The organism is Campylobacter concisus (assembly GCF_003048445.1).
Classification (GTDB): Bacteria; Campylobacterota; Campylobacteria; order Campylobacterales; family Campylobacteraceae; genus Campylobacter_A; species Campylobacter_A concisus_BF.
On sequence record NZ_PIQW01000015.1, the window covers coordinates 21,953 to 35,099 of the forward strand.

Below are 13,147 nucleotides of genomic sequence, written 5' to 3' on the forward strand. Positions count from 1 at the left end.
CCTTTTACGTGCACTGAAAATTTGCTCCGACAACCTCACACTCATCACAAATTTGCATATAAATAGTGCCCTCGACATCCGCCAAAGCACCAAAAGGAATTTGCGCTAGATATTTCATCGTTTTACCGCATTTTGGGCAGGCTAAATGCTCGGTGTCTTGCAGCCACTGCGGATATCCGCCGAGCAAAATTTCGCTATCTATCATATATGAGTAGTGAGCGCAAACCTCGCTGGCGAGCTCGAAATTTTGCCCATCAAGCACCGCCACAGCCTCTCTTACATAGTCTTCGCTCTCACCATCACCAACGGTGTCAGTTTGCACACTACTGCCATCATTTTGGCAAAAGTACTGCACAAAACCAACACAGGTTGGACAAAATTTAAGCACAGCGTCATTTTTAAGCTCTAGCTCAAGTCGCTTTAGGCTCTCTTTTTTGATACTAAGCTCCACCATTTCGCCGCTACAAAATTTACACTTTTCATCATTTGCTGCTTTAAATTTAACGCTTGCGTCTGCGCTTTGACTTGGCTGGCAGGTAAAGCACTTATCAAAAACTAGGCTTCTTCTCTTGCCACTGCTATCAAAGCTCCAGCCAGCAGTCTGCGAGTATCCATCAGTGTCGGCATAAAGCTTCGTCTTCCAAGGCTTTGGCGCACCATAAAGCTTAAAAAATAGCTCCCTTACTACCTCATCGCCCTGCCAGGCAAGTGCCGAGAGGATGTGATTTAGCTTGACTATATTTTCTTCGTTTGAGAGCCTGCTTATAAGCTCATCTCTGATCTTTGTTGAAGCCTTTTTGTAAATTTCAGGTGGATAGTACTCGCCGTTTTTTGTCAGCTCATTAATGATCTGCTCATCGCAAATGTCATGCAGATAAAAAATATATGTGAGGTCGCTGTAAATTTCATCAAATTTATCTAGCTCGTCAATGTGAGCGAGGATATTTTTCTGCCTCTTTTTGATCTCGTCCTCGCTTAGGCCCTCGTAAAATTCCAGCTTCTCTTTTTGCCTGCACCAGTAGCAGATCCCGTCAAAGTAAATCGTCCTTTGCTTGCACTTAGGACAAAGATGTGGCTCGCTCATTTTTGCTCCAAATTTAAATTTCTCTACTCAAAAAGCCCTTTTTCGATATCGATCTTGACGTTAAAGGTCTCAAAGCACTTCGCACTTGCGATCCTGCCCTTTGCTGTGCGCTCGATAAAGCCATTTGCAAGTAGATATGGCTCGATGACGTCCTCAACCGTGCCCTCATCCTCGCTAAGTGCCGCTGCGATCGTGCTAAGCCCCATAGGACGGCGCCTTGCTTGCATCAAAATTTCTAAATACCTAATATCCATCTCGTCAAATCCAAGCGAATTTACACCAAGCGCGTTAAGCCCCTCTTTCGCACGCTCGTGGCTGATAATTAGCTCGTCATTTACCTCGGCAAAGTCGCGAATTCGCTTTAATAGTCTAAGAGCGATCCTTGGCGTGGCACGTGAGCGTTTGGCGATCTCAAGCGAGGCGTTTTTGTCGCACTCTTTGCCAAGCTTGGCAGAGGCTATCTGCACGATACGGCTTAGCTCGCTGCTTGTGTAAAACTGCAGCCTAAAGTCCATCCCAAAGCGGTCCCTTAAAGGCGCTGAGATCATGCCAGCACGCGTCGTTGCGCCTATTAGCGTAAATTTTGGCAGGTCTATCTTGATAGTTTGAGCAGCCGGCCCTGAGCCTATGATGATATCTAGCCTAAAATCCTCCATCGCAGGGTAAAGCACCTCTTCGATAGCTGGGCTTAGGCGGTGGATCTCGTCGATAAAAAGCACGTCGCCCTCTTGTAAATTTGTAAGGATCGCTGCAAGATCGCCACTCTTTTCTATCATGGGAGCCGCAGTCATTTTGATACTTACGCCCATTTCGTTTGCGATGATGTGAGCAAGGGTGGTTTTACCAAGCCCTGGAGGGCCGTAAAATAGCACGTGATCTAGGCACTCATTTCGCTTTTTGGCTGCTTTTATAAAGACGTCTAAATTTTGTTTTATCTTTTCTTGCCCGATATAGTCTTCAAATTTGCTAGGTCTTAGCGAGACTTCAAAGTCATTTTCAAAGCTTACTTTTTCGATTTCAACGATTCTATCCAAAGTTTTTCCTTCTAAATTTAAGGCTTCATTTTACGCTTTTATGCTTAATCTAAGCTCGTTTAAATTTATAGCAAAAGGTGCTGCCTTCACCATAAACGCTATCAACGCCATATAAAATGTCATGTTTTTGGCAAATTTCGCTGACGATATTTAGCCCAAGGCCAAAGCCGCCTTGGATTTCATCCTCTCTGACGTAGCGCTTCCAGACCCTTTTTACGTCCTTTATCCCCTTGCCAAAGTCCTGCACGCTAAGATTTATGCGATCTGCTTCAAGCTCTAAATTTACTATTATCTCGCTCTCTTTTGGGCTGTATTTTATGGCGTTTGTTATGGTGTTATCGATGATGCGCTGAGCTTCTACCTTGCTTAGCATAGTAAATGCCTCGCTTGCTAAATTTGTCTTTACTACGATGTGCTTGACATCAGCCACGCTTGAGAGAAATTTCACTCGCTCTTTAACATACTCGCCTAAATTTAGCCTCTCAAGTGGAAATTTGATGTAGCCTCGCTTTATGAAGTACTCAACATCTTCGTATGTTATTTGCATCTGTTTTAGTGCGTTTTTGATGCGGGTTATATACTTGTTTTCAAGCCCCAGCATCTCAAGGTTCATACCAGCCACGCCAAGGGGCGTCTTTAGCTCGTGCATGGCGTCGTTAAAGAAGTTGTTCATATACTTTTGAAACTCTTTGTAAGGTTTAACACTGCTTAAATATAAAAAATATACGATAAATAGCACCGCCACAAGTATAACAAGCAGCATGATAGCTGTTAAAAAGATGTTCTTTTTATTATCAAGCTCCTTTTCTACGACGATGTAGTATGGGGTCTTATCTTTTATAAAAAAGCTCTTGTAAAAAAGGTACCCGCCCTCTTCTAGAGTTACAAATTTAAAGCTGCTTGGCTCTTTGCTAAGTGTTGAGATGACTGGTTTAAAATTTACGTCGTAGATCGCAAATTTATATTTTAATGAGCTAGCTATATTTTCGTTTTTGAGAAATGAATTTTTGATGATGGTTTCATGCTTCATAGCACCAAAAAGGGCTTTTGAGCTGCTGTTTTTCTGGCTTAAATTTAAGATCACAAAGCTTTGAAAGCAAAAAAGCGACATTATGACAAATGTCGCTATGATCTGGATCTTAAAGCTCTTGTGCATCTATCTTGTAGCCTATGCGCCTCTTTGAGATGATAAAGTCGTTTGTTGTCTTATTTCTTATCTTTAAAACGTGCATTCTTATATCAGCGCCCTCGATATCTTTGTCATTCCAGACAAGATCTCTAAGCTCCTCCATACTGACGTAAGAATTTAGGTGCGAGACCAGGCACTCGACCAAAGCGACCTCTTTTGCACTAAGATCAACAGCTTTGTCGTTTTTATATAGCACACGCTTGTTTAGGTTGAAGCTAAACTCGTCATTTATCTTAACTATGTTTTTATCGTCAGTGCCATAGTATTTTCGCATAAGCTCAGCAACTCTAAATTTAAGCTCAGCTAGCTCAAATGGCTTTTTTAGATACTCATTACAGCCAAGTTCGTAGCCAATCGCCATATCGTCTATATCGACTAAAGATGTCGTTATCATGATAGGAGCGTTTGGATTTAGACTTCTTATATACTTGATGACTTCGTGACCATTTACTCCAGGCACTTTTATGTCAAGTATAAAAAGGTGATAGAAATTTTTCTCTATCAAGTCGCAAGCCTCTTGACCGTCGCTCACCGCTGTAACTTCATAACCAAGCGTCTGCAAAAACTCACAGACGCTCTCTTGAAACCCCAAATCATCTTCTAAAAGCAAAATCTTCAAAATGCTCTCCTAAAAAACAAACTTTAATAAGATTTTTATCTATTGTAATACTTAATAGGTAAATTTCAAATTAAAATTCTTTTTTAAGTATTAAATAAAAATTTGTCCTGCATAGACTATGTAATATCTTAGCAAAAAGACACCGCAAATGACTAAAATAGCGTTTAACACGGCAAATTCGCGTTTGAAATCATGCACCTTTAAAACGCTTAAGTCTAAAATGATAGGCACAGCCATACCAAGACCTATGACGCCGATATAAAACATCAGCCCAAGAGAATTTGCGCTAAGTGCGTTTGCTACGCTCTGCGCACCACTTGCACTTGCACCTTTTACGACCATGAAAAGAGCAACTATTAGCAAAAACTCGACTATTATCGCTAAAAAGTCAAATTTTAATAAAAAGTGTACAGTTTGGTTTTGCTCTCTCTTTTCATCTTTTAGCACGCCAAGAAGCAGCGTAAAAGCACCAGCACAGCTTAAGCCAGAAACTAAGAACAGTAGTGGCAAAACTGGTGTGTTCCAAAGAGCGATCTTGTGAGCTGCGCTTAGTAAAAAGCCCGTATATGCGCCAACGCCGATGCCTAAGATGAAAAGTAAAACTCCAAGCAAACCTGAAAGCTTGCTAACTAAATTTGTAAGCGCGTCAAAAAGTGAAATTTTAAGTGACGCGATCTCATTTTTAAACGCACCAATCGCGTATATAACACTAAGAGGCGTATAAACTAGAAGCAGTGCAACGCCTATTGACATAACTGAGTCAAAGTTGTAAAGCAAGAGTATCCAGTAAAAGCTAAGCGGCTTACCAAGATCAATCACCAAAAGAGCAAGTCCAAGGATGATCGCCACTGGAGCGATAAGAGCGGCTGCTTTAAAGTAGTAGTTATCCTTGCCAAATTTATTTGAGATAAGCACAGCAACGATGCTAGCACCTGCACTAAGTCCTGCTAAAAATAGATAAAAAGCTATCGGCCAGCCCCAGTAAATTTCTGTGTATTGAGCTAGGCTTCCTGACATGTTATTCATGGTGTGCTCCTTTTGTATTTGCGATCATCGCAAGTGAAGGTTTTGTGTTTAACTCCGCTTTTGGCAAGTAGTGTTTGCTCTCTTTTAGTTTCTTTGAAATTTTAGAGCTTTCATCATTTACGTCGCCAAAAGTTAGGGCATTTGTAGGGCAGACGCTAACACAAGCTGGGTCTTTGCCCTCTTCTAGCCTGCTCTCATAGCAAAATGTGCATTTGCCTATCTCGCCATCTGGCAAGACGTAGCGAGCATCATATGGACAGGCTAGGATGCAGTACTTGCAACTAACGCAAATTCTGTGATCAAGCAGCGTCACGCCATCAGCCGTTTTAAAGCTAGCACCAGTTGGGCAAACCTCGACACAAGGTGCATCTTCACACATAACGCAGCTTTGACGTAAAAAGTCAGTCTTTAAATTTGGAAATGTCCCACTCATCTTTGCATGCACCTGCAATCGGTAAAGTCCTATTGGCACGTTTGGCACGTTGTTTGCACTTCTGCAAGCTACCGAGCAGCCTTGACAGCCGATGCATAAATTTTCATCATGTATCATCATATATTTTTTCATTTTCTATCCTTACGCTTTACTTATGCTAACGCCAACATTTGTAACCATAGTCGCAGCCACCGGACCCTCAGCTGGATCAAGAAGCACGCTTGTGTTAAGCCCTACGTGATCTATACTCTTAAGGCCTGGCGTGATGTGTCCAAAGCCGTGATAGATAAAGAGTGTATCTTCTCTAATGCCCTCAGTCACCATAAGCTTGCCCTTTTGCTCGCCAAATTTATTTTTGACTAAAACCGTGTCGCCGTCACGTAAATTTTGCTTTTTAGCGGTGTTTGGATTGATCCAGATAGGGCTATCGCTCATAAGGTCATTTAAAAATGGCACTGCCTGAGTGTGGCCGTTGGTATGGATAGGCGTTTTGCCACAAGTTAAGCAAAGCTCGTGTCCGTCAAATGTGTCCATATCTTTGTCATTTAGCGCGCCATACCCTGCAAACTGTGCCTCGACATCAGGTAAAAATAGCTCTATCTTGCCGCTTTTTGTTTTAAGCTTAGCCATATCGTCCATCAAGCCATTTTCTCCTACAAATTTAGCAGCTGCTGGATATTTAGCGACAAATTTATCGATCAAACCTTTTTCTCTAAACAAAATTCCCGGCTCATCCCACGTGATAAAGCCATCTTTTTCTAGTGCGGCGAGTAAATTTACATCTCCACCAGCTTGTTGCATCCTAAACTCACGTATATCGTTCCAAGTGTAAAGCTCGTCTATCTTCATGCGGCGTGCTAGCTCTCTAAAGATAAACGCCCCGTCCTTCGTGTCGCCAACTGGATCAACGACTTTATTTCTTATCATATAAGCTGGTTTTAGACCTGACTTGTCCTCTATGCCCTCGTCGCGCTCAAGGTAGCTGCTCTCAGGTAAGATGACATCAGCAAAGGTCGCCATATCGTTTAGATAGACATCGCTTACTACGATGAGCTCAAGCTTCTTCATCGCCTCTATGCTCTTCATCGTCTCAGCCACATTTATGAGGTGGTTAAAGCGGATGTTAAACCAACCTTTTATGGCGTAAGGCTTCTCGTTTAAGATAGCGTTATCTATATCCATCAAAACGCCATGTTTTCTGCTTACAAATTTATGCGCTCCAGCCTCGCCAGCGAAGTCTAGTCTAGTGACTTTTGGCACTTTAAATTTCTCATCTGGGTTTTTAAGAACTGGGAATTTATCCTCGCCAACTAGCTTGTTAAAGGTCTTTGCGTTTTTGCCACCAAAAAGACCGCCCTTAACCTCCCAGTTGCCCATCATCGCATTTGCCACCATGATGGCTTTTGTCCTCATGTATTCAGCTCTTGTGGTAGTTGTCTTATGCCCAAAATCAAAAATAACTCTTGGAGCAGCTTTATAAATTTCATCAGCGATGCGTCTAACATCACTTGCTTTTATGCCAGTGATTGTCTCTTGCCATTCAGGCGTTTTGCCCTCTACGCTTTTAACAATCTCATCAAAGCCAGTTGTAAATTTTTCTATAAATTCTTTATCGTAAGTACCATTTTGTATCCAAGTGTTGATAAGCGCTAGCACAAAGGCAAGGTCGGTGCCAGGTTTAACTGGTAACCACTCATCGGCCTTTGAAGCCACAACGCTAAATCTTGGCTCAAGCACAAGTAGCTTTGTATCCTTGCTAGCTGCAAATTTAGCAAGCTTTTTAGCATCAGCTATGACGATACCCTCAAAGAGGTTGTGGCCAAAATTTACAACGTATTTTGCATTTGCAAAGTCTCTTTTTAGCTTAGCTATGCCATACATCTGCTCGCAGACCATTTGATAGGTGATCGGACAGCATGAAAAGTGTGAAAAGCAGTTTGGCGAGCCATAAGCTGAGGCAAAATTTACCATTAGCTTGTGCGTTTGCGAGCTTTTACAGGTAAAGACAAAGCTTTCAGGGCCATACTTTTGCTTGATCTCAAGCATCTTTGAGGCGACATAGTCAAGCGCCTCGTCCCAGCTAACCTCACGCCATTTATTTTCGCCTCTCTCACCAGCTCTAATTAACGGCTTTTTGATCCTATTTTCATCATAGAGCTGGCTAAGTCCTGAGCCGCCTCTTGCGCAAAGAGAGGTTGCTGTGCCGCCAGCTTTTGGATTGCCACTTAAAAAGCGAACTTTGCCATCAACGACTTTTGCTTCGATAGGACACCTTGAAGAGCACATCTCACAAAAGCTATGAACGTGCTTTTCGCCTTCATTTGCAGCACCTTGCAAAGCACCACCTGATAGAGATGATGCAGCTGCGCTAACTCCTGCACTGAATTTTAAAAATTCTCGTCTATTTAAGCTCATCTTTCTCCCTTTAAAAGAAATTTTACTTTTGTTATTTTATTATTTAAAGATAAAACTAAAATTAAATTTTATTTAATAATTTTTTTTAATTTTTATATTTTATAAAATGTGAGATTAAATATCAAAATAGAGCAAATTTTAAAAATGATAAATTAAGATGGATTAAATTTTAGCGCGATTTTTGTGTGATTTATAAAAGTGAAAAATTTAAATTTAAAAAGAGATATTATTTAAGGATTTGATATAAAAAATTGAAAATTTAAAGTGGATTAAAAAGCCGAGAGAGATCTCGGCTTAAGTTTTATATAAGAACTGGAGCTACTATAAATCCAAGGATAACTGATAATGCAACCATTATAGTTCCTGGGATGAAGAATGAGTGGTTAAATACAAATTTGCCAACTCTTGTAGTTCCTGTATCGTCCATCGCTATCGCACCTAGTGTTGTAGGATATGTTGGCAATACAAATAGACCAGAAACTGCAGCAAATGAAGCTACAAGGATCCAAATTTGACCTGAATTTTCAGGGCTAGTCATACCAAGAGCAGCAGCAACAGCAGGCATCATAACCTTTGTTGTAGCAGCTTGAGAGTATAGCAAGCAGCTTAAGAAATAAAGCGCAACAGCTAGGATAAATGGATACTGAGTAACGAAGTCTTTTGCAACCTCTTTGATAGCATCAAGGTGTCCATTAACAAATGTTGTACCAAGCCATGCGATACCAACAACGCAGATGCACGCATTCATACCGCTTTGGAAAGTGCTAGTTGATAGAAGTTTGCCTGTCTCAACCTTGCAAGCTACTGCTATCGTAAAGCCGATAGTTAGCATGAAGCTAATGATAGCTGCATCTCTTGAAAGGATAGGTTTTTCTACAAGACCTAAGCTCTTTGAGATACATAGCGCATAGCAAACAACGATCAAAACGCCAACCGCAAAGATAGCAACTGATCTTTTTGCGTATGGTTTTGGCTCGTGATACTCTACAGCCTTAACTTCTTCAACCAAACCTTTTGCAAGTCTATCTTGATAGATAGGATCTTTTGAAAGGTCAAGATCGTAAAATTTATTGATAATAAACGCAGTGATAATCATCGCTACAAATGTAGTTGATATACAAATAAATAGCAACACTGGATAGCTAACACCTAGCTTCTCACATAGACCACTCATAGCAACAAAAGCAGCTGAGATAGGGCTTGCAGTGATCGCTACTTGAGAAGAGACAACTGAAAGCGCAAGTGGAGCTGAAGGTTTGATGTTTTGAGTTTTTGCAACCTCAACGATAACAGGGATCATAGAAAACGCAGTGTGTCCAGTTCCTGCAAGGATAGTTAAAAAGTAAGTAACTATCGGAGCAAGAAAGTTGATTTGTTTTGGATTCTTGCGTAAAATTTTTGTTGCTACTTGAACTAAATAGTCAAGTCCGCCAGCAACTTGCAAAGCTGTGATCGCTGAGATAACTGAAGCGATGATCAAGATAACATCCATAGGGATATCTTTCATATCGACTTTCATACCAAGTAAAGCAAGTATCACAACGCCTAGACCACCTGCGTAGCCAACGCCCATACCACCTAGTTTGACACCAAGATAGATGCCGCCAAATAGGACTATAATCTGTAAAATCAGCATTATATCCATCGAAAACTCCTTTATTAAATTTTATTACTAAAATCACCACTTAAGCGTGCCAGAATTTTGGCACGCTTTTAATAATACTTTGCTTAAATTTTTACCTAACCATGCTCGGATTTAGCATATTTTTAGGCTCTAAAATCTTATCGATCTCTTCTTTGCTTAGATAGCCTCTCTCTAGGCAGATATCGCCAACTGCTTTACCTGTTTGAAGGGCTTCTTTAGCGATGCTTGCTGATTTTTCGTAACCGATATATGGGTTAAATGCTGTTACGATACCAACTGAGCCAAGAACTGATTTTAAGCAAGCCTCAGGGTTTGCAGTAAGTTTTTTGATAGCTTTTTCAGCTAATGTTTTCATCGCGTTTTCAAGGATAAATATAGAGTTAAATAGCGCATAAGCGATGCCTGGCTCAAACGCATTTAGCTCAAATTCGCCTCTTTCAGAGCAAAGCATGATAGTTACGTCGTTACCGATAACTTCATAGCAAGCCTCGCCTACAACCTCAGCGATAACTGGATTTACCTTACCTGGCATGATTGAGCTGCCTGGTTGCATTTGAGGTAAATTTATCTCGCCAAGGCCACATCTTGGACCTGAGTTCATTAGTCTTAAGTCATTTGCGATTTTTGAAAGTCTAACAGCAGCAGTTTTAAGCGCGCCACTTACATGGACAAAGTCTGCAGTATCTTGTGTAGCAGCGATGAAGTCATCAGCTTTTTTGAAATCAACGCCAGTGATCTCTTTTAGTTTTTTAACAACTACGTTTTTGTAGTCTGGGTGGCAGTTGATGCCTGTACCTATCGCAGTTGCGCCCATGTTTAGGTATGTCATTGACTCACGAGCTGCTGTGATCTTTTCGATGTCACTTTTTATATAGCTTGCAAATGCGTTAAAAGTGTTGCCAAGTGTTGTAGGGACAGCATCTTCAAGCTCTGTTCTACCCATTTTGATGATATCTTTAAAGTCTTTTGCTTTTTTCTCAAGCTCATCTTTTAGCAAATTCATAGCAGCAAGCAAGTCAGTAAGCTTTGCATAAGTTGCTACCTTAATAGAGCTTGGATAAGTGTCATTTGTGCTTTGTCCAAGGTTTGTGTGATCGTTTGGATGAATAAATTGATACTCGCCTTTTTTGTGACCCATGCTCTCAAGTGCGATGTTTGTGATGACCTCATTTGAGTTCATATTTGTACTTGTTCCTGCACCACCTTGAACCATATCAACGACAAATTGATCTAAAAACTCGCCAGCTATTACTCTATCAGCAGCTTTTGCCAAAGCATCAGCTATCTTTGGATCTAAAACGCCAACCTCTTTATTTGCAAGCGCAGCAGCTTTTTTGATCTGCGCAAATGCCTTTACAAAGTATGGATACTCTTTTAATGTTCTACCACTCATGTGAAAATTCTCAGTAGCCCTAAATGTTTGGACACCATAGTAAAAATCATCAGAAATTTCCAACTCGCCGATGAAATCATGTTCTTTTCTAGTTGCCATAACAGCTTCTCCTTAGTAAAAATTTGTTACCGAGTGAAATTATATAGGTATTTGAGGTTTTAAATATTAATGACTACTTATTTTTTTTAAGCTTTAAGATTTTTAGTTGATAAGACGACGTTTGGAGCAAAATTATATTTCATTTTTAAGCTAATTTTTAGGAATTTGCTTGTCTAAATTGTTATGTTACTAATAATATTACTTTTTTATTATATAAAAAGAGTCAAATTAGCTCAGATTTGTCCTACACTTTAAGTTTAAAAGCCATTTTTGAGAAAATTTAATATAAAATAAATATAAATTTACAAATTTAATAACAGCCAAGCTAAAATTTCATAGTTAAAAAATTTTATAATAATATTTTGTTTAGCAGCAAGTTAAGGTAAAAAATTAAATTTTATTAAATTTGCTATCACCTTTTAAAGCAGCTTCTAAAAAGGCAACCACAAGAATAATAATTGAATAAAAATTTATCATTTGTCCTTATTTATTTTAAATATAACTTAAACTAAGTTTTTATTAATATATAAAAACCTTTATTTTATACATTAATATATCTTGCAAAAAATAAGTCAAAAAACCAAAACTATCTTAACGTAAATGCTATAGGAAAGCGAAGATATCGAGCTTCTTTTGGTTTTGGAAATTCAGAGCTTGCTTTTTTGACATTTTCTAAAGCGCCGTTGTCAAGCGACTCAAAGCCTGAACTTTTAGTAACCTTTAGCTCGTCTATGCTGCCATCTGTTTTAAGCAAAAATCTAACTTCAACAACGCCTTGATGTTTCATCCTTCTAGCGTTGTTTGGGTAGCTTTTATGCTTTTTCACAGCTGCTATGACCTTGCTAAAGTCCTCATCGCTTTGCGCGTTTGATAAATTTAGCTCTTGCGCTACTTTTTGAGCTGGAGCTGAAGCAATTGATTTGTTATTTGCTGGTAAATTTGAATTTACAGCAGGTGCTGGGGTCGCGGTAGGAGCTGGCGCAGTGATAGCAGGTTTTGGCTCCACCTTTGGCTCGATTTTAGGTTCAGGGCGAGGCTCAGGCTTTGGCAGTGGCTTTTTCTCCACCTTTTTTGGCTCAGGTTTAGGCTTTTCTATCTTTTTAGGCTCTGGTTTTGGTAGTGGCTTTGGCTCAACCTTTAGCTCAGGCTTGGGTTCTGGTTTTGGTGGCTGGGGCGGTGGTGGTGGAGCTGGAGGTGTTGGCTCTGGTATCATCACTTGTTCGCTTATCTGCGGAGCTGAAGTTTGCGGCACCGGAGTAAAAGAATTTAGAGCTATTTTTATAGGTTTTTGCTCGCCTATCTTTATCTCACTAAAGTTATGTGAAAGCAAGAAATAAGCCGCTGCCACGTGCACTATTGCTGATACCGCTAGGCCACTATAGTTTGAAATTTTACTCAGAGATTGTTTGGATTGCAAAGTTTTCGTGACCTTTTTCTTTTAAGATATCAATTACTTTGACAAAGCTGTCAAATTTAGCGTTTTTGTCGCTTTTTAGCTCGATTAAGATTTTTATATCCACAGCATTTAGCTTATCTTTCAGCTCGTCTTCTGAAATTTCTGCATCATCTATGAAAAATTTATTATCTTTATCGATAACGACGCTCACTTTTTTCTCATCCTCTTTATCCTGCTGTGCGCTTTTGGCACTTGGTAGATCGACTGCGATCTTGCCCTGGGCGATGAAGGTCGAGATGCTTAGCACGATAGCTAGCAAAACGAGCATGATATCGATAAATGGGACGATATTTAGCCCATCTTTTTTATTTAGACGCATTTTCGGCCTTGTATCTGTTTATCATGACATCGACTTTTCTAACAAAGCCGTTATAGATCATAAGCGTTGGGATCGCCACAAGTAGGCCAAATGCAGTCGCTTTTAGCGCTAAAGATAGGCCGATCATGATACTTTTTGTATCGATGCCGCCAGCCATGCCCATGTCGTAAAATGTGATCATGATGCCAGCAACTGTGCCAAGAAGTCCGATATATGGGGCATTTGAGTAGATGATGTAAAGTGTGGTTAAATTTTTTGTTAGCGCCTCATCAAGCTCTTCGATGCTTTTGTAGCTATTTATATCGACGCGTGAGTAAAAAATGATACGCTCGATCGTATACCAAAGCACAAAAAAGCTCATGACGCCCAAAATACCGATGATTATATAGTCAATGTTGTGTTTTAAAAGTTCCATAATGCCTCTTATTTTTAAAA

Annotated in this window: 12 protein-coding genes; all 12 read right to left on the bottom strand. The window is 40.0% G+C overall.

Annotated features, from left to right (window positions below; translation table 11 throughout):
• Positions 1-4: 4 nt before the first annotated feature.
• The 12 genes from CVT14_RS09360 to exbB all read right to left on the bottom strand — a co-directional run bounded on the left by CVT14_RS09360 (position 5) and on the right by exbB (position 13,127).
• Entirely contained in the window at positions 5-1,084 is a 1,080-nt protein-coding gene (locus CVT14_RS09360) for a cytochrome C (RefSeq protein WP_107850189.1), read from the bottom strand.
• A gap of 23 nt (positions 1,085-1,107) precedes the next feature.
• The gene (ruvB, locus tag CVT14_RS09365; RefSeq protein WP_021086590.1) at positions 1,108-2,118 is read right to left on the bottom strand and encodes a Holliday junction branch migration DNA helicase RuvB; all 1,011 of its coding nucleotides are present in this window, start codon (positions 2,116-2,118) and stop codon (positions 1,108-1,110) included.
• 49 nt (positions 2,119-2,167) lie between these two features.
• Positions 2,168-3,274: a sensor histidine kinase gene (locus tag CVT14_RS09370; RefSeq protein ID WP_107850190.1), complete on the bottom strand. Its 1,107-nt coding sequence runs from the start codon at positions 3,272-3,274 to the stop codon at positions 2,168-2,170.
• Positions 3,258-3,926 (bottom strand): response regulator transcription factor, encoded by a 669-nt coding sequence (locus CVT14_RS09375; RefSeq protein WP_021087309.1) that lies wholly within the window; start codon positions 3,924-3,926, stop codon positions 3,258-3,260. The genes CVT14_RS09370 and CVT14_RS09375 overlap by 17 nt, the downstream gene beginning before the upstream one ends.
• A 90-nt stretch (positions 3,927-4,016) precedes the next feature.
• Complete coding sequence (gene nrfD, locus CVT14_RS09380; RefSeq protein WP_107850191.1) at positions 4,017-4,952, bottom strand: NrfD/PsrC family molybdoenzyme membrane anchor subunit; 936 nt, start codon at positions 4,950-4,952, stop codon at positions 4,017-4,019.
• The gene (locus CVT14_RS09385; RefSeq protein ID WP_107850192.1) at positions 4,945-5,517 is read right to left on the bottom strand and encodes a 4Fe-4S dicluster domain-containing protein; all 573 of its coding nucleotides are present in this window, start codon (positions 5,515-5,517) and stop codon (positions 4,945-4,947) included. The genes nrfD and CVT14_RS09385 overlap by 8 nt, the downstream gene beginning before the upstream one ends.
• A 9-nt stretch (positions 5,518-5,526) precedes the next feature.
• A complete protein-coding gene (gene phsA, locus CVT14_RS09390; RefSeq protein WP_107850193.1) occupies positions 5,527-7,800 on the bottom strand; it encodes a thiosulfate reductase PhsA in 2,274 nt (757 codons plus the stop codon).
• A 301-nt stretch (positions 7,801-8,101) separates the two neighbouring features.
• On the bottom strand, positions 8,102-9,445 hold the full coding sequence (locus tag CVT14_RS09395; protein ID WP_087583738.1) for an anaerobic C4-dicarboxylate transporter: 1,344 nt from the start codon (positions 9,443-9,445) through the stop codon (positions 8,102-8,104).
• A 91-nt stretch (positions 9,446-9,536) separates the two neighbouring features.
• Positions 9,537-10,937, bottom strand: a complete 1,401-nt coding sequence (locus CVT14_RS09400) for an aspartate ammonia-lyase (RefSeq protein ID WP_103578073.1) — start codon at positions 10,935-10,937, stop codon at positions 9,537-9,539.
• A gap of 586 nt (positions 10,938-11,523) precedes the next feature.
• Positions 11,524-12,285, bottom strand: a complete 762-nt coding sequence (locus CVT14_RS09405) for an energy transducer TonB (protein ID WP_234403124.1) — start codon at positions 12,283-12,285, stop codon at positions 11,524-11,526.
• Between the two features lie 43 nt (positions 12,286-12,328).
• Positions 12,329-12,712 carry a TonB system transport protein ExbD gene (exbD, locus tag CVT14_RS09410; RefSeq protein ID WP_021090079.1) on the bottom strand — a complete coding sequence of 128 codons (384 nt, stop codon included), beginning with the start codon at positions 12,710-12,712 and terminating at the stop codon, positions 12,329-12,331.
• Entirely contained in the window at positions 12,699-13,127 is a 429-nt protein-coding gene (gene exbB / locus CVT14_RS09415; protein ID WP_002939864.1) for a TonB-system energizer ExbB, read from the bottom strand. Before exbB ends, exbD begins: the two co-directional genes overlap by 14 nt.
• Between the last annotated feature and the right edge of the window lie 20 nt (positions 13,128-13,147).